21 protein-coding genes are annotated in these 21,545 nt (G+C 54.3%); 6 read left to right on the top strand and 15 right to left on the bottom strand.

Features of this window, described 5'->3' with window-relative positions:
• Positions 1-101: 101 nt before the first annotated feature.
• From H6G13_RS03060 to H6G13_RS03030, 7 genes are all read right to left on the bottom strand, one after another.
• On the bottom strand, positions 102-1,157 hold the full coding sequence (locus H6G13_RS03060; RefSeq protein ID WP_190481710.1) for an AI-2E family transporter: 1,056 nt from the start codon (positions 1,155-1,157) through the stop codon (positions 102-104).
• Positions 1,158-1,166: 9 nt separating this feature from the next.
• Positions 1,167-2,705 carry a phosphomannomutase/phosphoglucomutase gene (locus H6G13_RS03055; RefSeq protein WP_190481709.1) on the bottom strand — a complete coding sequence of 513 codons (1,539 nt, stop codon included), beginning with the start codon at positions 2,703-2,705 and terminating at the stop codon, positions 1,167-1,169.
• A gap of 763 nt (positions 2,706-3,468) precedes the next feature.
• The gene (locus H6G13_RS28275; RefSeq protein WP_347277429.1) at positions 3,469-4,029 is read right to left on the bottom strand and encodes an ATP-dependent metallopeptidase FtsH/Yme1/Tma family protein; all 561 of its coding nucleotides are present in this window, start codon (positions 4,027-4,029) and stop codon (positions 3,469-3,471) included.
• A gap of 224 nt (positions 4,030-4,253) precedes the next feature.
• Complete coding sequence (locus H6G13_RS03045; RefSeq protein WP_190481708.1) at positions 4,254-5,756, bottom strand: heme peroxidase family protein; 1,503 nt, start codon at positions 5,754-5,756, stop codon at positions 4,254-4,256.
• A 150-nt stretch (positions 5,757-5,906) separates the two neighbouring features.
• Positions 5,907-6,611 carry a Uma2 family endonuclease gene (locus tag H6G13_RS03040; RefSeq protein ID WP_190481724.1) on the bottom strand — a complete coding sequence of 235 codons (705 nt, stop codon included), beginning with the start codon at positions 6,609-6,611 and terminating at the stop codon, positions 5,907-5,909.
• Between the two features lie 404 nt (positions 6,612-7,015).
• A complete protein-coding gene (locus H6G13_RS03035) occupies positions 7,016-7,576 on the bottom strand; it encodes a pentapeptide repeat-containing protein (protein ID WP_242028116.1) in 561 nt (186 codons plus the stop codon).
• A 153-nt stretch (positions 7,577-7,729) separates the two neighbouring features.
• The gene (locus H6G13_RS03030) at positions 7,730-8,065 is read right to left on the bottom strand and encodes a DUF3140 domain-containing protein (protein ID WP_190481706.1); all 336 of its coding nucleotides are present in this window, start codon (positions 8,063-8,065) and stop codon (positions 7,730-7,732) included.
• Between the two features lie 188 nt (positions 8,066-8,253).
• Here H6G13_RS03030 and H6G13_RS03025 point away from each other — a divergent pair, with 188 nt between their 5' ends.
• On the top strand, positions 8,254-9,852 hold the full coding sequence (locus H6G13_RS03025) for a cyclic peptide export ABC transporter (protein ID WP_242028115.1): 1,599 nt from the start codon (positions 8,254-8,256) through the stop codon (positions 9,850-9,852).
• Between the two features lie 87 nt (positions 9,853-9,939).
• Here the strand turns inward: H6G13_RS03025 and H6G13_RS03020 are convergent, their stop codons facing one another.
• The 6 genes from H6G13_RS03020 to H6G13_RS02995 form a co-directional block, all read right to left on the bottom strand.
• Positions 9,940-10,437, bottom strand: a complete 498-nt coding sequence (locus H6G13_RS03020) for a hypothetical protein (RefSeq protein WP_190481704.1) — start codon at positions 10,435-10,437, stop codon at positions 9,940-9,942.
• 150 nt (positions 10,438-10,587) lie between these two features.
• Complete coding sequence (locus H6G13_RS03015) at positions 10,588-11,775, bottom strand: benzoate/H(+) symporter BenE family transporter (RefSeq protein WP_190481703.1); 1,188 nt, start codon at positions 11,773-11,775, stop codon at positions 10,588-10,590.
• A 41-nt stretch (positions 11,776-11,816) separates the two neighbouring features.
• Positions 11,817-12,653: an AraC family transcriptional regulator gene (locus H6G13_RS03010; protein ID WP_190481702.1), complete on the bottom strand. Its 837-nt coding sequence runs from the start codon at positions 12,651-12,653 to the stop codon at positions 11,817-11,819.
• Between the two features lie 50 nt (positions 12,654-12,703).
• On the bottom strand, positions 12,704-13,513 hold the full coding sequence (locus H6G13_RS03005; RefSeq protein ID WP_190481701.1) for a hypothetical protein: 810 nt from the start codon (positions 13,511-13,513) through the stop codon (positions 12,704-12,706).
• Between the two features lie 112 nt (positions 13,514-13,625).
• On the bottom strand, positions 13,626-14,114 hold the full coding sequence (locus H6G13_RS03000) for a hypothetical protein (protein WP_190481700.1): 489 nt from the start codon (positions 14,112-14,114) through the stop codon (positions 13,626-13,628).
• A gap of 12 nt (positions 14,115-14,126) precedes the next feature.
• On the bottom strand, positions 14,127-14,546 hold the full coding sequence (locus H6G13_RS02995; protein WP_190481699.1) for a hypothetical protein: 420 nt from the start codon (positions 14,544-14,546) through the stop codon (positions 14,127-14,129).
• 297 nt (positions 14,547-14,843) lie between these two features.
• Between H6G13_RS02995 and H6G13_RS02990 the strand changes: the two genes are divergently transcribed.
• Entirely contained in the window at positions 14,844-16,418 is a 1,575-nt protein-coding gene (locus H6G13_RS02990; protein ID WP_242028120.1) for a sodium:proton antiporter, read from the top strand.
• A 42-nt stretch (positions 16,419-16,460) separates the two neighbouring features.
• Here the strand turns inward: H6G13_RS02990 and H6G13_RS02985 are convergent, their stop codons facing one another.
• Complete coding sequence (locus tag H6G13_RS02985) at positions 16,461-17,138, bottom strand: TrkA family potassium uptake protein (RefSeq protein WP_190481697.1); 678 nt, start codon at positions 17,136-17,138, stop codon at positions 16,461-16,463.
• Positions 17,139-17,331: 193 nt separating this feature from the next.
• Here H6G13_RS02985 and H6G13_RS02980 point away from each other — a divergent pair, with 193 nt between their 5' ends.
• The 4 genes from H6G13_RS02980 to phnC all read left to right on the top strand — a co-directional run bounded on the left by H6G13_RS02980 (position 17,332) and on the right by phnC (position 20,361).
• Positions 17,332-17,682, top strand: a complete 351-nt coding sequence (locus H6G13_RS02980; RefSeq protein WP_242028114.1) for a metalloregulator ArsR/SmtB family transcription factor — start codon at positions 17,332-17,334, stop codon at positions 17,680-17,682.
• 39 nt (positions 17,683-17,721) lie between these two features.
• The gene (locus H6G13_RS02975) at positions 17,722-18,651 is read left to right on the top strand and encodes a phosphate/phosphite/phosphonate ABC transporter substrate-binding protein (RefSeq protein WP_190481696.1); all 930 of its coding nucleotides are present in this window, start codon (positions 17,722-17,724) and stop codon (positions 18,649-18,651) included.
• 117 nt (positions 18,652-18,768) lie between these two features.
• Entirely contained in the window at positions 18,769-19,623 is an 855-nt protein-coding gene (gene phnE / locus H6G13_RS02970; protein ID WP_190481695.1) for a phosphonate ABC transporter, permease protein PhnE, read from the top strand.
• Positions 19,624-19,626: 3 nt separating this feature from the next.
• Positions 19,627-20,361 carry a phosphonate ABC transporter ATP-binding protein gene (gene phnC / locus H6G13_RS02965; RefSeq protein WP_190481694.1) on the top strand — a complete coding sequence of 245 codons (735 nt, stop codon included), beginning with the start codon at positions 19,627-19,629 and terminating at the stop codon, positions 20,359-20,361.
• Between the two features lie 37 nt (positions 20,362-20,398).
• On the opposite strand, the gene H6G13_RS02960 is transcribed toward phnC, so the two are convergent.
• Entirely contained in the window at positions 20,399-21,385 is a 987-nt protein-coding gene (locus H6G13_RS02960) for a lysylphosphatidylglycerol synthase domain-containing protein (protein WP_190481693.1), read from the bottom strand.
• Positions 21,386-21,545: the final 160 nt, after the last annotated feature.

The following is a 21,545-nucleotide window of genomic DNA, read 5'->3' as shown; positions in this document are numbered from 1 at the left end:
GGTCTCGCAAGCTCGACACCAACCTACAAAAAGAGCCTGAACACACCGATAGGATAGGCAAAGCGTGCCCCTCAAAGCACACAACTGAGCAAGTCTCACAATCACTGCTTGGCAATGATTTGAGAGCCAACGGGTTCCCGTAAGGTATCCGCAATCTTTTTAAGAAAGCTGGCAGTAGGTACAGCCAAAATCAGTCCTAAAAATCCTGCAAACTTTGTGCCGATGAGTAGCGCAATGATGATCACCGCTGGGTTTAACCCAGTAATGCCTCCAATCAAACGCGGGGCCACTAAGTTGTCATTGATCTGCCCCAGCACAAGCGCCACAATCAACACCTCAAGCCCTAGCCAAACATCTTGAGAGGCCAGCAGCGCACTGACGCCAAGAATCGCCACCGTCCCCCCAAAAGGAATGATACTGACAAGGCCAATGACAACACCAAATAAAAGGCCAAACGGCACACCCAAGAGCATAAAAGTAATTGCCTGGGCTGCCGCTAGGATCAAGGCCAACGTTGCCTGACCCGAAAAATAGCCCTGAAAGCTGGGCTGAAGCGAGTCCTGTATCCGAGCCTGCCACTTATCGGGCAGCCAGCTTAAGATTCCATTCCAAAGGTCTTCCCCAGTAAACACAAGTAAGATGCTGAGCACCCCTGTGACCAAGAGGTTTAGGGCACCATCAATAGTCGTCAGAGTCACATTAATGACCTGACTAGTACCCGACTCAAGAGCACTAGAAATTTGATTAGCAGCTCCAATCGTCAGCTGATCTAAATCAATCGGTAAGCTCTGCAGGGTGGCTCGTTGCTCCAGCAAAAGCAACTCCGTCTTTGCCCGTTCGATCCATCGCGGCAATCGTTCGGCAAATTCGTTGAGCTGCTGCCAGACAATTGGCCCTAAGAAAATCACGAGAATGGTCGTCACTAGAAGGGCAATCAGCAAGACCAGGGCAATCGCCCCGCCTCGCGGAACACGCTGTTTTTCTAGAAACCTGATGGGATAGTCAAGCAGAAAGGCGATCAGGCTAGCGGTAATAACAACGCTGGTAACAGGCTGCAGCAGCATTCCCAGCCGATACAGCAGCCAGCCATTGAGACAGATCAGGGGAAAGGCCAATCCCACCGTTGCCCACTTAGGAAGGTTGGAAAGAGAAATCATTGGGGCTGTTTACCTTTCCAATTCTGAGATGTTCAATCCTGCCAGCGGAGCAAGAAAGGCTCGCAGGCGTTCAGCTATTTTAGCCGTACCCCCTGATCTGTTGGACTCAATATTCAGCGGCAGCACCGGATCGTGTAGGGAGAGCCGCAGCAAAAACCAGCCGTTTTCCTCAGGAGACTGGCAAGCAACGCGCACCCCCTCGTAATTGTTGGGCACCATTGCCCAATCAGGCTGAGTCGCAACGAACGCCTGTAGCTGATCGATCACCTCAGTGCCATAGCTCTTGAAGTCAGGCATCTGAATCTTGAGTCGAACTTCCCGACTTTCTTGGGGTTCTTGTAGGGCCGCCATCAGGTCAGTCAACCGCTTGCCTGCCAATCGAGCCTTTGCCAGCTCTACCAGCAGCTTGCTCACCAAATACGCCCCGTCATCCAAAAAGTAGTTTTCTTTCATCGCCCCGTGACCAGAGGTTTCAATCGCCAGCCAAGAGGGTTGGCCCGATTCGTCTAGCCGAATGGCCTCGTTAATGACGTTCTTATATCCCCGCTTGAAACGGTGGTGAATGCCTCCCAGATCACCCTCAATAAACTGGGTCAACCCATCAGAGGTGATGGAGTCGGTCACAATGGTAGAGCCGGGATGTTCTTGCAGGACGATTGCTGAAATCAGCGCGATTAAGCGGTTGCGGTTCAGTTCTTGCCCCTGGTGGTCTACCGCCGCACCCCGATCGACATCGGTATCAAAGATGATGCCAAAATCTGCCCCATTAGCGAGCACAGCCTGACAAATCGAGGCCATAGCCGCCTCATTTTCAGGGTTGGGAATGTGGTTTGGAAAGGTGCCATCGGGGTCTAAAAACTGGCTGCCGTGGGTATCTGCTCCCAAGGGTTCAAGCACTTGACTGGCGTAAAAACCACCGGCCCCATTCCCCGCATCCACCACAATCTTGAGCCCCTGTAGCGGCTGGTCAAACTGTTCGGGATGGTTCACCCCCTGCCGAATTGTCTGCACCAAGCCCGCTGCATAGGCTGAAATTAAATCACGGGTTTCAATGGCTCCGGGAACCGCTGCGTCTTTAAAGGCTGCCTGCTCAGCCAGCTGCAAAATGCGGGTGATGTCTCCTTTACCCAGCCCTCCTTGGCGGGTAAAAAATTTGAGCCCGTTGCGATTGAACGGTAAGTGGCTAGCAGTCAGCATAATCGCACCGTCGCAGCTAAAGTCTGGCAACACGGTGCTCATGAACATAGCCGGGGTAGACGCCATCCCCACGTCATACACCCGACTGCTTAGGGCAGCCATGCCTTCGATGACTGCCTGCATTAAGGTTGGGCCAGACAGACGGCTATCGCGGCCTACAGCGATCGTCAGCTCAGCCGCAGGTTTCTCTAGCTGCGAGGCCAGCCAGGTCACAAAGGCTTTACCCAAAATTGTGACAACGTCAGGGGTGAGGTTAACGGCTTCATCGGGAACCCCATCTAGGGCGACTCCACGAATATCCGACCCGTTTTGCAGGGCTGCCCAGTTAACCTGAGCCGTCGATAACGCCATTAATCGATTGCTCCACTCTATCTGTTGTCCCCACTACCATAGGGCCAGCGGCAAAGTTCTGGCAATTTCTTCAGCTTTTTGTACGCGATCGCAAGATTGCCTCGATATAGGTTGTGATGGGCACGCTTTGCTTTGCCCATCCTACAGCTCTGTTCTGTAGCTTAGGAGAATGGCATAAGCCAAACGCAGATTGCGATCGCAACCCCGCAGCAAGCATTAGTTCATCTTGCTTATACCCTAATCGCTAACGTATAAAGCGAAGTCGCTATGTAGTAAGCATTCATCCTGTTAGCTTATGTATTAAGGGCAAAGTAATAAACAACTGTCGCTATGCAATAAGCATTCATCCTGTTGGCTTATACATTAACGACAAAGCAATAAACAATTGCTGCTATGCAATAAGCATTTATCCCGTTTGCTTATGCATTAGTCCTTAAGCAATAAACAATTGCCCTTAATGAATAAACCAAAGCCCTTAAGTAATAAGCACTAGCGACTAATGCTTTTTGCTTTGCCTGATCACCTCCATTACTGCAAGCTTTTAGGCCAATAGCTAGCTTAGTGGCATCAATGAATGCAGCTGTAGCGGGTTGAATCAACTTAAGAGTTCAAGAAGGACTCATGCGTATACAAATGAGACTCATTTAGGTATAGGACAGTCTCATCACAAGACCAAATTCTATGCAGACTCTTAACCCAACAGATACGCTTAGGCAGCCGGAGTTGGGATTTAGGGTAGAGGTAAGGTTGCGATCGCACCCCCCTACTGCCCTAAATCTCTGAGACGCTGAGGTCTTCTGATAAAGAAATAAGCCAGTGCGCCAAGAAAATTCACAAATAGAATAATCAGCACCCAGACGAGCTTGCTGTTGCCTTCATCCGTCTCCTTCATGGCACAGTCAATCAACATCCAAAGCCAGAATAAGAAACCGCCTAACGCAATTGCAGCCGATATTAAGAGGGGGAAGATAGGAAGCACTAAGAGAGAATTATTTTCGGGAAAACTATCTTCGTATTGCTGAGGCACCATTGAAACATCAACACCGTTTTGCTGCAAAACAGGTATCAATTCCAGATCGGTAGAGCTCAAATTTACGGTTACCTGCTGTCCATCACGCTTTGTTGCGACTGCCTCCAACCCGTCATTACTCATGATGACGCTTTCAATCTGCCCGCTTTTTACCTGTTCTACAAACTGACTGTGAGACCATGTCGTCATTTCCGGCTCCCGGCTGCATGAAGTGTTAGCCAGCAAGACTGTTAAAAAGACGCCTGAAAGGGTGTAGAAAGCAGCACTTCTCCACCTTTTACCACTGTGAGGCATGGCAATTATGTCTCCCATTCGATGTAGAGTCGAGGCCCAACTTGGCGCAGACCCATCTTCAATTACTGTGATCCAGTTCGAGATGGCGAGATTGCGGAAATCCACTCAAGCATTTTATGGCGACCTACCCTTTAATTTCGTTCGTCGCTAGCAACAACCCGGCTCACATAGAAAGGGGAGGAAACCCTTTAGACTCCCTCCCCCTACAACACAATCAGTCAGACTTAGTCGCGGTTAACCGGCTCATCAATTGGGCTGAGGTCACCCACAAAGCGCAGCAGGTCAGCCATCGTAAACGTATCAGGCTCGGCAGAAGGCAAGAAAGGCGTCCAGTCGCGGTTGATAGCCAAGAAAGAACCGCTGTCACCTTCCAGCAGCCCCACAAACACCTCAGCAATAATTCGGCTGCCCACCTGGCCCAACCGCAACCCCTCACCCTGGATCTCAGCTTCCTTGAGGATGTAGTACCACAGCGGCGTTTCCCGGTCGAAGCCATGCTTCTTAGCCACTGCACCATCAGGCCCCGTCGCAATCTGCTCAGGTTTCAGCGGCTGAAGGCGCATACGACGAGCAATGCTTTGGCCAGTAGGCAGACCCAGACTGCGACCCCGCAACAAGTTGCGCGTTGCCAGCGAGTTGGGCCCAGGCACATTCGGCAGATTCTTGAGCGGGTCTACTAGGAACGGGTCGAGCTTGCGGCTGGCCTGTGCTGGAACCGTCTCATCCAGCTCAAAAAACCGCCGCCAGTCAATAATCCAGTCGCTAGGAATGGGCACTGGGAACGGATCGCTTGGGCTGCCCGACTTGCCCGTAAAGGAGAACAAGAGCTGCAGCGTTGCAGGCGTCACACCACCTGGCTTAGGCGTAAATACCCGGTTATAGTCGTAGATTGAGCGAATCATGCTGTGGCCCAATCGGTAAGCCGCAACCGAAAACTCCACTGGAATAAAGGGTTCTTGCTCAAACCGATAAAACTTGCGGCCCTTATCCAGCACCCGATCCAGCTGCTCTGCATCCAAAATGCGGCGGAGAAAGTCGTGCAGCACAATCCACTGATAGTGCCAAATCACCGTGTCTCTAGCTTCCTCAAAAACGCTCTTGCGCAGAGGAGAACGCCGCAGCAGCGTGCCATTCTTCAATCCCTCAACCACCTTGTTGTGGAATTTCAAAAAGGCCAGATGGAGCTGAGCCACAATCAGGTTTTCGTCGTTGCGAGGGTCACCAATAATCGCTAGACCGCTCGCCACCCGTGGTAAATCGTTGGGCAGGCTCGCCTTGATAGTACCGTCACCACGGCCTGGCTCAGAATTGGTTTCGCCGATTGCAAACTTCTCTTGAGGGGCAAAGCCACCGTCAAGCTGATAAAGGTAGGGCTGCACCGATGGCCCCAGCCCGTAAAGGCTGTCTAGCTCCAAAACCGGAGTACGAAAGTTAAAAATCGCCAGCGGGTCTACCTGCTTCTCTTGCAAAGCAGTGGTGTCTAGCGTGATGTCGTGGTCAATAAACTGGCCCAGGTAGGTATAGCCCGCCGGAACCTTGATATTGTCACCCGCCGGATCATCGTTCGTGCCGTCGGTCATTGCCGCGCCCAACTCGACCAGGCTTTCCTCAGAAGGAATAAAAGGCCGCAGTGCCGGAAACATCCTGCCAAACTTGCCAGTAGGGGCCGTGGTGCCCATCGGGTACTGGTCAGCAGTGCGATCGCCAAAACCATGAAATCTAGCCATTCGTGCTATCTCTCCTCTCGCAGCTATTTTCTGCTGGAATATAGACACTCTGGCTTATGCCTAAGTGCGATCGCATGACCCGCGCGGGTACTTGTGACAGAGGTTCCCTCAAGCAACCTTAAAGTTCGGCAAGCAGCTTTCAGACCCTAGCTAAACCTGATCAGGATCAACACCCAGCTCTCGCAAACGGGCCGCCAGCCGCTCAGCTTTAGTCAAGATCCACGCGCCTTGAGCGTCGTACCAGCGCAACCAAGGACGGGTGATCTCCCGGTATTCGCCCTGCCATAGGCCCAAGCCGATTTGCAGTTTAGGCAGCCAACACCGAGCCTCTGTCAAGGGCACTTCTTCATAGGCCCCAGAAACCAATGTGAAAGCCTGTAATTGATTTGTGTAGCGGTTGTAGACAAGGTAGTAAGGCACGCGCAAAATCTGCTCGTAAACCGTCCACTTGGTTGGTGGCTGAGCAGGCAAATCAAGTGTTTTGCCCAGGTCTTCGTCCTCAGTGCCAGGAGATACCAGCTCAACAACAACATCTGGGCTTCTTCCTTCCTGCCAGAGCACATAACTCAGCCGCAAATCTTGTTCTTCATAGAGCCGAGGAACGCCTGTTACCGCAAACCAGTCAGGGCGCTTATACCAAAGGGGGTGGCGAGCATCGTAGTAGAGATTGAGATCGCTTCCGGTAAAAACCTCGTTGCGGGTGTAGGCGGTCAGACTAAACGTTTCACTCAATAAATGAGGCTGAAGCGAATGAAACTCGTCAGGCAAGCCAGGTTCCTCCAACGACTCGCTGGGCAGATCATACATAGTTGGCAGCGATACCTTAGGCGAGAGCGGCGGCTCGGCCTGCGGTATATGGAGGGGTTGAGACATCTTTGTGGAGGTAGAAAGTTCAACTTGCCCTCATTGTAGTTGGCTTAGGACGAGGGCTGGTCTGGTTGCGATCGCACCTCAAAGCCAGTCCTTAGTTAGTTCCTGCACTCCCGTTGCCACCAACGCCGATTCCAGATCGGCCAGCAGATCAAAGGCTTCAGCCCACTCCACCCGATAACCGTAGTCCAGAGTCTCCTGCTTAGTTTGGTTTATCTACACGCTCAAGAAACCGGGTTTTTTACACACTCAGCAGCTTCAGACTAGCTTGAGAATAGAAACCCGGTTTCTAACACCACGCTTAAGAAACCGGGTTTCTTACATGCTCAGCAGCTTCAGACTAGGCTGAGAATAGAAACCTGGTTTCTAACGCCTCGTGGTATCTGTATCTAGCTAATCAAGCGGCTGTCGCCCCCTTCCAAAATTGTGCCTTCCAGATTGGTATCGTCTAGTCTGGCTCGGCTTAAGTTAGCCCTTTCTAACGACGCCTGACTCAAATTGGCCTCATGCAGATCTGCCGTTGCCAAATCTGCCCCGCTGAGATCCGCTGCCTCCAGATTGGCTCTAGTCAGATCAGCCTCACTGAGATCGGCTTGGCTAAGGTCGGCCTGTCCCAAATCCGCCGCCTTCAAATCAGCCTGAGTTAAAATCGCCCCTTCTAGAAGCGTACCTTCCAAAATGGCATGGTCGAGAATAGCATCGCTTAAGTCAGCGCTGCTTAGATCAGCCTGGGTCAAGTTCGCACCGCTCAGGGTCGCGCCGCTTAGGTCAGCTCGGCTGAGGTTGGCCCGCTGTAGAGTAGCACCCTCTAGCATGGCTCCATGCAAGACTGCCCCGCTCAAATCGATGCCGTCTAAAGCCGCGTTTCTCAAATCTGCAATGCTAAAGTCCCGTTCACCTGCCTCGTAGCGTTGCTTAAGTTCTTCAGGGTTCATGGTGTAGCGCTCCATCCCTTACGTCAAAGTTTAGTGGATGAAAGGCATCATAAAGGGCTTTGTAGCGGTTCACGGTCGCTCTAGAGAGATAGCCAAATGCCTCCCAAGAGACACACCTTTACTCAGCTCAAGCGACCGCCCACAGCCCCGCACCCATCTCCCTTTGCCTTAATCCTTCAGCGGGTCATGCCCCCAATTCATTAGCGAATAGCGCCAGCGAGTATCCTCTACATCCCCCGAGGGCCGCTGAGCACTGTGCCGATGAATATAGCCAATGACCTTACGCATATGAGCTAGATCGTCTTCGCCGTAGTCGGCCTGGTGCTTTTGCAGCAGCTCAACAATTTGCCGCCCCGACTGGTGCCCGGTCGATTCTTCGTCGCCATCTTTTTGGCCTACGCTCTGCGACTCCTCCGTTTGCAGCCACGACTCTAACTGGCCGGGAGTCATGTTGACTATTGCCTTAAATTCGTCGATCGTTTCTCGCTTGGAATGTTCGGACATCGTGTGTGCTGATTAGGTTTAAGTGGTTGCTGTCATCCTAAAAACTTAGTCAGGGGCGCAGCCTCTTTCCTCTGGTCAAAATGAAACAAAACCGAGGCTGCCGCGCCCCATCTCCGCTGAGAGATCGCTAGCTTAGAGGGTAGCGATCTGCAATTGGGGGTGAACGTTCAGTGAACTTAATTGGCTTCTTGCTGCGAAATTCGTGGCGTGTCATGGTGATGGCAGGGTTGACCGGCATCATCAGTGGTGGGACGAGCGTGCTGCTGCTGGCGCTAATCAATCAGACGCTTGGTAGTGATCAGGTAGCAGGTAGTCTGGTGCTGTGGAGTTTTATCGGTCTAGCCGCAGTGACGCTGCTGAGCAGCCTGACCTCTCAAATTTTGCTGGCAACGCTGTCTGAGTCGAGCGTGTTTCGCCTGCGGCTTCAGCTCAGCCGCCAGATCTTGGCTGTGCCGCTGCGCCAGCTCGAAGCGCTCGGTGCCAATCGCCTGCTGGCAACGCTGACCGAAGACACGTTGACCATTGGCAATGCTGCTTTTAACTTGCCTTTTATCTGCGTTGATCTGGCGCTGGTGCTAGGCTGTCTGGCTTATCTAGCCTGGCTATCGGTACCTGTACTAGCAGGGACTTTGGTGTTTTTGATAGCTGCGATCGCACTGGTACAGTGGCTCATTAATCAAACGCTGCGGGTCTTCAAACAGGCGCGTGAGCAGCAAGACTTTCTGTTCAAACATTTTCAGGCAATCACCGCCGGGCTAAAAGAACTCAAGCTGCACCGAGAACGGCGGCAGGTCTTTTTTACCGAGGAACTGCAAAGCACTGCCGAGAAGCTGCGTGATTATCGGGTGGCGGGGCTGCGGCTGTCTGCGATCGCAAGCAGCGGCGGCGAAATTCTTCTATTCACGCTGCTAGGGCTGCTGGTTTTTGGATTGCCCAACTGGGTTGAAATGACCCCTACTGTGCTCTCCGGCTATGTGCTAACCCTCGTCTATCTGACCCGCCCCCTACAAAGCCTGCTGCAAAGCCTGCCAGGTTTGGGGCAGGCCAGCGTTTCTCTGCAAAAGGTGGATGCTTTGGGCCTGTCGCTGGCTGAACACGCCGAAACAAATGAACAGCTGCAGTTTTCGTCTACCTTCACCCCCACTCAAATCGATCTGGTGCAGCTCACCTACACCTACCCCAACGACACTGACGGCAGCCACTTTACCCTTGGGCCGATTGACCTAACGATTAAAGCAGGAGAAGTGGTGTTTATTGTGGGCGGCAACGGCAGCGGCAAATCGACTCTAGCAAAGCTGCTGGTAGGTCTGTATAGCCCCGATGAAGGCAAGATCTGCGTCAACGATATGCCTATTACCGACCAAAACCGAGAGGCGTATCGGCAGCTCTTTGCCACCGTGTTTGCAGACTTTTTTCTGTTTGAAAAGCTTTTGGGCCTGAACTTAGCCGATCTGGATGCTCAGGCTAAAACCTATCTGGAGCGGCTACAGTTGGGCCACAAAGTGCAGGTAACCGAGGGAATGCTCTCGACCTTAAACCTGTCTCAGGGGCAGCGTAAGCGACTGGCATTGCTGACAGCTTACCTAGAGGATCGACCTATTTACCTGTTTGACGAATGGGCCTCCGATCAAGACCCTTACTTTCGTGAGATCTTCTACCACCAGATTCTGCCAGAGCTGAAGCAGCAGGGAAAAACGGTGCTGGTAATTAGTCATGACGATCGCTATTTCTCGATTGCAGATCGGCTGCTCAAGCTGGAGTATGGCTCTGTTGTGGGTGAGGGGTAAAAGCCTTTCTAGTAGGGGTGCAGGGGCCTGCACCCAATGCAGCATCTGTCGCTGAAACAGGAGGGATTGATCCTCCCTCCGCTCAGGCTACGCCTTCACTGGCAAGGCTACCAACATCGGCCCCTCAGGAATAAAGCGAGCAGTCAAATTGGTTTTCTTTTCCAAAGCCCGGAAGTTGGCAATGGGGATGGGGGTATCGAGCTTTTCTAAGTCCTGAATTCGCCAAAAAATAGCCCAGGTGGGGGCATCATTTTGAGTTGAAACAGGCCGATGCAGAGCGCTTCCAGGATAGCGACCTCGGCGAGAGTGGACATGCCCAATGTAGGTGGCGCGCCAAGTCACCTGGTGGTTCAATGGCTGCTCTTTAGCGTGGGAGGCATAGAAATATATTTCCACTGGGGCCTGCTGGCGCAGCTGATCGGCCTTGCCAAAAACTTCAAAGGCATCACTGCCGTAAGCGACCACAGGCGGAGTTTGCGGCGGGGTGGCGTCGAGCTGTTGTGCGATCGCATCTAGACCCGTAATCAGATGGTTCTCAGGAACCGGAGCCAAAATTGCAAAGGCGCGGGTAGTTGAAGTATCCATTTAAAGCAAGAGGTGTGAGGGTAAAGACGCAGCCAGAGCAGCGCCCTGATGGTTAATACAGCTCATCCATTTAAGTCCCCCAGCAGTCCCCTTGCCAAGCATTGTTTTACAGCCAGTTCTGGTGTAAGAGGAGACGCGTTCTCTCTTCTCCTACCGCTTCCGCAACACCCCCAGCGCTACCCCCCCCGCCACCAATCCCCAAAAAGCAGAACCAATGCCCCACAGAGTCAGCCCTGAAGCCGTCACCAGAAAGGTGATCAGAGCGGGTTCGCGCTCCTTTTCTTGAGACAAAGCAGTGGCTAAGCCATTGCCGATGGTGCCTAAGAGGGCTAGACCTGCGATCGCAAGCACCAGCTCTTGGGGAAAAGCGGCAAAGACTGCCCCGACAGTTGCACCAAACAGACCCACCAAGAGGTAAAAGCCACCTGCTGCCACAGCGGCTACATAGCGTCGGGCCGGATCTTCGTGAGCTTCTCGGCCCATGCAGATAGCCGCCGTAATCGCAGCCAAATTCAGGGCAAAGCCGCCGAAAGGGGCCAGCAATAGTGTGGCAACCCCGGTCCAGCCAATAATGGGGGAAATAGGCACCGAGTAGCCCGAGGCCCGAATCACGGCGACCCCCGGCACATTTTGCGAGGCCATCGTCACCACAAACAGCGGCAGGGCTATTCCCACCAAGGCCCCAACTGAAAACCGGGGCAGCGTCAGCACCGGCTGCGCCAGCTGCAGGCTAATCGTCTCAAAGCGCAGCAGTCCTTGGGTGCCTGCAATCAGAAGGCCCAAACTCAGGGCGGCAATCACTGCATAGCGGGGCGATAGGCGGCGGGCAATCAGGTAGGCGCAGAACATGGCAAAGGTCAGGCCAAACTGCGTTTTCATCGCCACAAACACATCTAGCCCAAAGCGCAGCAGCACCCCCGCCAGCAAACCGGATGCCAGCGATAGGGGAATGCGGCTCATGGCCCGCTCAAACCAGCCCGTAAAGCCGCAGATCGTGATCAGCAGAGCTGAGATGAGGAATGCGCCAATCGCTTCTGCCATAGGCACTCCCGCAGCTGAGGTGATCAGCATGGCAGCTCCCGGCGTAGACCAGGCTGTCACCACCGGCACCCGGTACCGCAGCGACAGCGTAATAGAGGTCAGCCCCATGCCCAGGCCAAGGGCCAACATCCAAGAGCCAATCTCCTCTGGCGTGGCGTTGAGCGCTTGGGCCGCCTGAAAGACAATCACAGCAGCACTGGTAAAGCCCACCAGCACTGTCACGAAACCCGCAATGATGGCCGAAGCCGAGCAGTCTTTGATCAGGTCTGATGGAGTCACAAAGCTTTTTGAAGTCATGGCCGTGCAGTTTCGACTTCCTCAGCCTACGGACCTTGCCCTCAACCGTCTTGGACAGAATTGCCCTGGCGGTACTGCCCCGGCGTCACGCCAAAGACCCGTTTGAAGTGGCGGGTCAGGTGGCTCTGGTCATAGAAGCCGTGATCAAGGGCGACCTCGGAAATTGGCTTGGGTGTTTGCAGATCGCGTTTGGCTTGCAAGAGCTGCCAGTGGCGCTGGTAGCTGTGCGGCGGCAGCCCCACCTGCTGATGAAAGCTGCGGATCAGGTAGTAAGGGCTAAGCCCTACGTGCTGGGCCAGAGCTTCAATCGACAGGTTCTCTGTGTAGTGCGCTTCTAGGTAGGTGCGAGTTTTTGCGATCGCACCCCTCTCTGACTTAACCAGCAGCGGGCAATAACCAGATTGAGCCTGCCTAGCCAACAGCTGAGCCAAAAACTCCAGTAATAGGGTTTGCTGCTCTAGCTGAGAGGCAGGTGCGCTCAGAGCCTGAAAAGCTTGATAAAAGGCAGCTCGAAGCGGCTGATCCCAAGCCGCTGGCTGGCGGAAATAGGGCAGCCCCTGACTCGACCACTCCAGTTGAACCAGCATCCGTTTCAGCAAAGGCAGGCTGATATAGAGGTTGCGAAACGTCCAGCCGCTCTCTGATCCAACGTATCCCGTATGCACTTCGCCAGGATTGATCAAATTAAAGCTGTGGGGGTAGGCATGGTGAGCGACCCCTCGATAGGTAAAGCCTCCCAGCCCAGCCTCGTTTAGGCCGATGGTATAGCCCTCATGAAAATGCTTGTCAAAGCGATGGCGAAACAGCCGGGCACTAAACAGTTCCAGCCCAGCAATGCCGGGGTTCCACAATTTTGCAAAATCTTGGGGTGCATTCATCGCCCTTTTACCGACTGAAGGTTTATCAGCCCCAGAAAGCAGACAGCTAATTACTTTTGACTTCTCTTGCTAAAGATCCATCCGATAGGGTCCACCACTGCAGAGAGAGTGTTGATTGTAAATCGTTTGAATACAAAAAACAGCCGAGGAACAGGTGGATGGATCGCAGCAGTATTTTCAGCAACAGGCTGGCCAAATCCTTCTAGACCAAATGCGATCGCAACCAGCAAAATCAGTCGGAGAAACACAATTGGGCTGACTATTACCGCCGCTTCCCCACCGCCTGTCAAGACCGCAAAACCGAGATAAACCGAATCCAAAAAGAATATGCCTAACACCAGCAGCAAAGCTGCCCAAGATCGCTGCCAAACTCGTATGCCCAGAAAAAGATACAGGCCGCCCACCCCAACAGCCAAAGCGGCTGAAGAGCCTGCCACAGTCAATCCCCCAAAAGCCAGGGGCGAGAAAAGCCCAAATCCCAACAGTAGTACGGTATTAGGCCAGATCCGCAGGGACAAGTTCAGCAGGCCAAAGACACCCGCCATACAGTTCACGCCAGCGATTAGCCCGATTGCACTGAGAGCAACTGTTAGCAGCTGAACCGATCTGACCTGAACCAGAGGCTGATCGTTAAGCGACAAGCCGACATCATACGGCACAGCCCCCGAATACAGCAGGCTAACACGCAGAGTGGCCCCACTCGAAAGGGTAAATAGCTGTTGCGGCAGCGCCTTTAGGTTTGGAATTGTTCCTATCCGCTGGCCGTCTAAATAGAGACTACACCTGCGCCAGCCCCGCCGCCAGGAAACTTCCAGTCGATGGCCCAGCTCCAGCGGCAAAAGGTACGTTCTTTTTGGCATTGGCCTGACCCTCCATTCTGCAGCTTGAGTCCAGTACAGCCTGCCCAACAACTCCCAAATGAATTCTAGGCAATTCTAGATTGAGCGATCGCATTCGCCGCACCGCACCAGCTTAAAAAAATCGGTAAACCAGGCGCTGAAACAGCCATCCCCAGAGCAGACTGCCCACCACAGCCACTACAAAATATCCAGGGACAGTCACCCACAAAAATAGGTAGGCAATCACCATTCCCAGAAGAAAATTGGCGGGTGGGCAAAGACACATTAAATTGCCATCGCAGTTACAGTCTCGATTCACAATCGCCCAGATCAAGGTAGCAAACAGCGGGAAGACCAAGACCCAGTAGACAACCCAAAAGATAACGCTTCTGCCCCAAGCATCCTGCCTTTGAAGAAAGCCAAAAACCCTCGCTTCCAACAGCCCCAGCCCTGCCCCACCCACGGCTCCCCCAGCCAAAAAGCCTTTGAAAAGTGAAGGTTCAATGGCCTCATTAGCCCACACACCATACAGGCCTGAAAACGTAACACTCCAGACAACTGCCCAAAAGGCAGTGTTGAGCACAACCCACAGCAGGATAGTCCGTAGCCGAGCCCGATTCATGGATCTGTCTGATTACTCCACCTTGGCCTCTGCTCTATCAGCTTGGACAGTAGCTTCGATCTCATCAAGCGTTTTTAGCACCAGGCGCTTAGCCTCCAGCTCCCAGCCCCATTTTTGGATTTGGAAGGCCACGTAGAACCCGATTCCAGTAGCAATCAGGTCAAACGGCTGTTTCCAGGAAATGCCCAGCAGCAGCCCCAGCCCCCCAATTCCCCAGAAGGGCAGCGCTACTGTTTGGCGGTTTTCTTCCACCAGCTTGGCCACAAAGTTTTTGGGCATAGCAGATTCAACTTGCGATCGCACCTCTGCCTGCTCCGTGTAAGGCACGACAAAGCTAAACTTGCGTCGCAGCTTCTCAATCTTGCGAGCATCCGTGCTGTACTCGGTTAGCTCATCTTCTGCCATGCGAATTAGCTGCGCTGCTTTATCCATACTATTTCCCTGGAGGAGTGTTTCTATCCTACGGCGAAGCGGGCGAACAAACACTTGCGATGGCTTTTACAGCCATTTTCGCCTGCATTCACCACTCATCCACCCCTCTACCCATATCTACTCCCTGCAGCCTACTAGTGCAAAAATCGCTGCAAGGGCCGCTCCAACGTCCGACCATTGCACTCCAGCAAACGGCAGTGCCGTAGCGGCTCCCGTAGGATTGAAAGGAATTGTTAACGGCACCCACTGGAACGTACTGTGAGCGGTCTTTTTCTTCTAACCAGCCAAGCCCCTGATCTGGGCAGCGCAGCCGCTGCGACTACTGAGTTTACCGGGCTAGTCAACACCTTGATCATCCTGCTGCTGGTGGCGACTGGAGTGGCCCTGATCACGCGGCGGCTGCACATTCCCTACGTAGTCGGTTTGGTGGTAGCAGGGTTGGCCATTACCAAACAGGCCCTACCAGGCACCATCGGACTCAATCCAGACCTGATCTTGAATCTGTTTCTGCCGATTTTGATCTTTGAGGCTGCTATCAATACCGATTTCAGCCGTCTGCGTAGCACCGTCAAGCCGATTGCTCTCTTGGCTGGGCCAGGGGTGCTGCTGGCAGCCTCGATTACCGCTGCGCTGCTGCAGGCGGGCCTGGGTATGGCCTGGATTACCGCCGCCGCAACGGGGGTGATTTTGACTATTACCGACACAGTCTCTGTCATTGTCGCCTTTCGCGAAGTGCCTGTGCCCGGACGATTAGCGACCATTGTCGAAGGCGAGAGCCTGTTCAACGACGGTATTGCCCTGGTGCTGCTAAGTCTCATTGCCACCTTCCATACTCAGGGAACGGTGACCCCGACAGCGGCGCTTTCGCAACTGCTGGTGGCCTTTGTCGGCGGCGGCTTGGTGGGTCTGGGTTTGGGCTACCTTTGCGTCGGCCTATTCTCCCAACTCGATGATGCCCTCAGCGATCTGCTGCTGACTGTGGCCGTGTCGCTGGGCACGTTTCAGCTGGGTCAGGCATTGGGGGTGTCGGGTGCGATCGCAGTTGTTGTCACCGGCCTGGTCATCGGCAATCTGGGCTTTAGCCGCACCTCAGCCTCTACCCGCGTCACTCTGCTCAACTTTTGGGAATATGCCGGGTTTGGGGTCAATACCTTCATCTTTTTGCTGGTAGGAATTGAAGTCAACTTAGGCACCCTGTGGTACACCATTCCCGCCGCCCTCTTTGCCATTCTGGCTTATCAGATCGGGCGCATTTGCTCCATTTATCCTTTGGTGGCCCTGCTCAACTTCTTCGATCGCCCCATTCCCCTGCGCTGGCAGCACGTGCTGATTTTAGGCAACGTCAAAGGGTCGCTGTCAATGGCGCTAGCCGTCAGCCTGCCGCTTACCCTGCCCGGCCGCCCTGAAGTAATTGCCCTGGTCTACAGTGCCGTGCTGCTGTCGCTCATTGGTCAGGGGTTGGCCCTACCCCGGCTCGTCAAACAGCTCAACCTCTCCCCCATCTCTCCCCTGCGGCAGCACATCGAAACCCTACAGCTCAACCTGATCTCCTCTAAAGCCGCCCAGCAAGAACTCAATAGCCTGCTAGAGTCGGGCAGCCTACCCAAATCCCTTTACGAAGAACTGTTTGCCGCCTATCAGGCTCGTATCGCCACTTCCGAACGAGAGCTGCGAGACCTCTACAATCAACGCTCAGACATAGCCCCCGACCCGGTTGAACAGGGCTACCTAGACAGCCTGCGCCGCCGCCTCTTTTTAGCCGAAAAAGGAGCCGTTCGCAGAGCCGCCCGCAAAGGACTGCTGCCCGACGACTTGGCCCAGTCCTACGTGAGCGAACTTAACGAGAAGCTGATGACTTTGAAGGATGAGTGAGGGGAGGAGGAGAGAGGTATAGGGCAAAGCTGAGGCGCTTTTTTATCTGCACATTCCTAAGAAGTCAATCATGTGCCTGACCAGATGGGGCTTTGTCACGGCCAAAATCGTGGAGCCTCGCTCCAGCACCGTGCTGCCATTGGGAATGGTTAGGTCTTCGTGGGGGTGGGCCTGGTAGCCAATAATCAAAGTTCCTGCTGGAAATCGGGGGTCGCGGGCTACCTCAGCCAGCGTTCGCCCGACCAAGTAGCACTCCTGGGGAATCGATAGCTTGAGCACCTCTATCTGATCTTGCTCGAAGTGCATCATGGCATCCACTTGGGGATACTCAATCGCGTTGAGAATGCGGGTGATAGCTAGATCAGTGGTGCTGATGATATGGGTGGCTCCGGCCAGTTGATAGGGTTCGGCAAAGTCGCGATCGCTCATTCGCACTACGATCTGGGGTACTCCATAGTGCTTAGCTAGGGTCACCATGGCCAGATTTAGCGCGTCGTCGCGCAGCGCTGCAATCACCGCATCAGCCTTGCGAATGCCTGCCTCCATGAGCACTGTAGTGCTAACAGCGCTGCCTTCAAAGGCCATTACCCCAATTTTTTCACGGGCGTGCTGGCAGGCCGCAGGCGCGGTGTCGATTAGCGCTACAGTGTGACCTGTCTGGAGCAGTGTCTCGGCCAGATTCAGGCCCATCATGCCAGCTCCCCCAATCAAAACGTACATACAGCCTCCCCTAGCGCTGACTTGGTGCAGATGGCCTCACTATGGCGCGGAGTTGGGCCAGGTCGCAATAATCAGGACCGAGTTATCTCTCCTGCGCTTCAATTTTTAATTGGGTTCTTGCTTAATCCACCAGACACTTCGTAGTCTTCTACTGAAGCGCCCGATTGACGGATTGAGATGAATAGTCTTTCATATGAAGGAAAATTCATCTTTGTGGGAATGGGAGCTGCTGATGCCTCAGGCAGATCCTGCTATGCCGTCTTTCTGCGCCCGTCAGCTGCGGATTCTGGCAGATCAGACTCGTCTGGCGGTTGTGCAAATGCTGATGGAGGGTCCGAAACACGTAGGTGAGCTGAATCGGCGACTAGACCTAGAGCAGAGTCTCCTATCTCACCACCTTAAAGTGCTGCGTCGGGAGGGACTGGTGGTGTCGAGTCGAGAGGGCAAAGCGGTTCTCTATCAGCTTGCCCCCGGTGTGCAGATAGGTTCGGCTAAAGCCCTCAACCTGGGCTGCTGCTCTCTGTCTTTTGAAACTGGGGCTTAGTGCCCTTCCCACTTCAGTAACGCGAATAAGGAAGTTGACATGGTTAGATTTCGCACAAAAGGCTGGCTAGGAGCATTCCTAGCGGGGCTGCTGGCGCTGGTCGTAGTAGTAGCCTGTACACCCCAGTCTTCTCAGCCCGATGCCGCTGCCCCAGACTCTGTACAGCTCACTCAACTCAAGTTTGGGGTAGGGCCTTATTTCCCAACGCCTAACGAAAACCGTAAGCAGTTTGAGCCGCTGTTTCAGGAAGTAGGCGAGCAGCTGGGCTTACCGACTGAAGTGGTGGTCGCCGACGACTGGATTGGCATCTCTGAGGCGCTGCGCTCTGGCACGCTGGATGTGGCTTGGCTCGGCCCTTGGGGCTATGTGCTGGCTCACCACAATGAGCCGTCGCTCGATGCGATCGCAACCGTCAAGTACAAAGACCAGCCCACCTACTACTCGGTGCTCATGGCCCGCGCCGACGCCCCCTTCGAGACTCTAGAAGAAGCCATTGCGCTCAGCCAGCAGGGCGAAAAGCTCAAAATCAGCCTAGCCGACGTCGGCTCTACCTCCGGCTGGTTGGTGCCCCAAGCCGAGTTTTTGCGCCGCAATCTCGATCCCAAAGCTGTGTTTGACTACAGCGAAGGGGCCAGCCACGCCGCCCAGGCCATCGCGTTGCTCAACGGCCAAGTTGATATTGCCTCCGATTACGATCGCAACCTCGACGTGCTGACCAGCGAGGGCAAAATCGACAAGAGCCAGATCAAGATCATCTGGCAGTCAGATCCGCTGCCCAACGACCCCATTGTGGTGCGCGGTGATTTCCCAGAAGATCTCAAAGCCCGTCTGCAGGAGGTTTTGGTCAATCTCACCCCAGAGCAGACCGAAACTTTGCTACCCCCCAACTACACCGGCTTTGTAGTCTCCGACGGCAGCAACTACGCACCCATCGAAACGGCTGGCAAGTCAGTTGGCAAGCTGAAGTAGTTCTGCGCAAAAAGTCTGCTGTAAGATCCCCTAGCTTCTTGAATAAAAGCTTTCCCCTGCCCCTCTTGCAAGGGGGGCAGGGGGATTCTCAAGCTATGCCCTAGAAACATTGCTCCTATGACCCGCCCCCCGCTCGAACCTACCAACGGCAAATCAGCTCCCCCGCCTAGTTACGATGCCCTCCTCAAAGGCGAATGGCAGCGTCAGGGGGGCCTTTGGCGAGTGCTGCGCCACAGCTTTTGGGCGTTGCTGGCAGGCGCTATCCTCATTGCCAGCGCCCGTGAAGCCAGGGTTGACCCGCAGCAGTTTTGGCAGCGCCTGCCCCAGATGGGGAACTGGCTAGTGCGGCTGTTTCCGCCCGACTTCAGCGAACTGCCGATTTTTCTAGAAGCAATTTGGGAAACGCTGGCGATCGCCATCATTGGCACGGGAGTTGCGATCATGGCGGCTGTCCCCTTAGCCATGATCGTGGCCCGCAATGTCACCCCTTTCAAAGGGTTGGCAACCCCGCTGCGGGCATTCCTGAACCTGCTGCGGGGTATCGATACCGCAATTTTTGCCCTATTTTTTGTCTCGATTGTGGGTTTGGGGCCATTTGCTGGAGCCTTAGGCGTGGCCCTACACACCACTGGATCGATGGCTAAGCTCTATGCCGAAGTGCTAGAAACCTTGCCAGCCGAGCCAATCGAGGCGGTTGAGGCAGCAGGATGCGATCGCATTCGAACCTTCACCTTTGCCGTTCTGCCAGAAGCGCTACCGGGACTGATCGGCATCAGCCTTTACCTGTGGGAGTTCAACGTCCGTTCCTCAGTCATTTTGGGCATTGTGGGGGCGGGCGGCATTGGCTACGAGCTGCTGGTCAGTCTCAAGCTGCTCGACTTTCCTCGGCTCTCCACTATTCTGCTGCTAATCTTGGGCATGGTCAGCCTGATCGACGCCCTCAGTGCCCGCCTGCGGCAGCGGTTGGGGTAAGCCATGCTAAGAGTTGAGAGCCTAACCAAAATCTATGACAATGGCCGGACTGCCCTAGAGCAGGTCAGCTTTGAAATTGCGCCCCACTCCTTCACTGCTGTTTTAGGCCCCAGCGGCGCAGGCAAGACCACCCTGATGCGCTGCCTTCTGGGGCTAATTCGCCCCACCCACGGCCAAGTCTGGTTTCACGGGCAGAACCTCACCCGCTGCTCCGCCCGCGAACTTCAGCAGGCTCGCACCCAAATCGCTACCATCGCCCAGCAATTCAACCTAGTGCGCCGCCGCAGCGCCCTAGAAAATTGCTTAGGTGGGCGGCTGCCAGAGCTGCCGCTCTGGCGCTGTGCATTCAGCCAGTTTCCGCCCGATTTGCTCAAGGAAGGGCTAGCCGCCCTAGAGCGAGTGCAGCTGCTCGATGTCGCCTTTCAAAGAGCCGACCAGCTCTCAGGGGGGCAGCAGCAGCGGGTCGCCATTGCCCGCGCCCTCACCCAGCGGGCCAGCCTGATTTTGGCCGACGAACCCGTAGCCAGCCTCGACCCCGAAACGGCTCACACAGTCCTGGGCCTATTGCGATCGCTCTGCCAGCAAGAAGGACTGACGGTGCTCTGCAATCTGCACCAAGTGGAGCTGGCTCGGGAATATAGCGATCGCATCCTCGGCATTCAGTCCGGCAAACTGGTGCTCGACGTGCCCACCGCCCAGTTCAATACCACTAGCATGGCCCACCTCTACAAGCCCTGACCCCACCGAACCAGCAAAAGATCGCAGCCCAACGCGGTTAACTGCGCCTATAGCGCTGCTGCAACTCATAGACTCCTAGCAACAAAACTCCCACTATGAGCGGCAGAAAAAAGTAGATGATCCGATAAACCAGCAGCACCCCCAGCAGACTGTCCGCCGCAATCGGCGGCGAGATCAGCAGCAGCAGCACCGTCTCAAACACCCCCAACCCCCCCGGCACATTGCTGATAATGCTAGACAACAGCGCCAGCAGATAAGCCCCAAAAAAAGCAAAATAGCTAAGGCCCGAGCTTACTCCCGTAAACCACAGCAGCACATAAATTACGCCTGCTGCTGCGGCCCAGTCGCCAGAGGTCACCAAAATCTGAGCTAAAGATAGCTTCAGCGGCAGGTTTGGCAAGCTCCACCGACCAATTTTGACGGGGTGACGATTAAGCCCAGTAATCGTCAGGTAAGCGGCAATCATCGCTAGAAAAAGCAGACCAATGGGGCGCACCGTCTCAAAGGGCAAATGCAGCAGACCCGGCAAAGGCAATGGGTCTAGCGTAAAGACCAGCCCACAAAGAAAAAACAGGCCAATCCAAAAGCTCAGACCACAAAAAGCAGCTATTTGAGCAACTTTACCTGCCGACAGCCCCCAAGCCGAATAAAAGCGATAGCGAATAGCCCCCCCGCTCAGCATGGCCATACCCACACTGTTGCTAATTGCATAGCTGATCACGGCCACCAACGCAGTTTTACGGTACGGCAGCGGATGGCGCACATAGCGGGTCGCTAGGGTATCGTTGCCCGTGAGAAACAGAAAATTGAGCCCAGTCAGCGCCACAGCTGCCCCCAACGCCTCGACCGGAATCGACCGAATGTTGTTAAGAATTGCCCGAGGCGGATACTGGCTCAACTCCGAATGTATCGCCCAAGCTGACAGGCAAAATAGCCCCAGGCTAAACAGGGCCGGAGCAAACTGGGAGAACTGCTTGAGTCTCTTAGCTAAAGGTGTCCTAAGAAAATCCGTGTCGGGGCGCATCAACTTTCGGCGGTAGAATGGGCACGGTCAAGCGACCTCTGATTATGATCCCTCTTTAGTCACTCTGGTTGAGAAAAAAGTTTTCAAGGCATCAAACAGCCAGTTTGAAAGCGTGTGGCGAAGCGCGGAATTGATTCATGCAGTGAATCAAGCGGTCAAA

This window comes from Pseudanabaena sp. FACHB-2040 (genome assembly GCF_014696715.1).
Lineage (GTDB): Bacteria > Cyanobacteriota > Cyanobacteriia > Phormidesmidales > Phormidesmidaceae > JACVSF01.
This window is presented reverse-complemented; position numbering and strand designations above follow the sequence as displayed.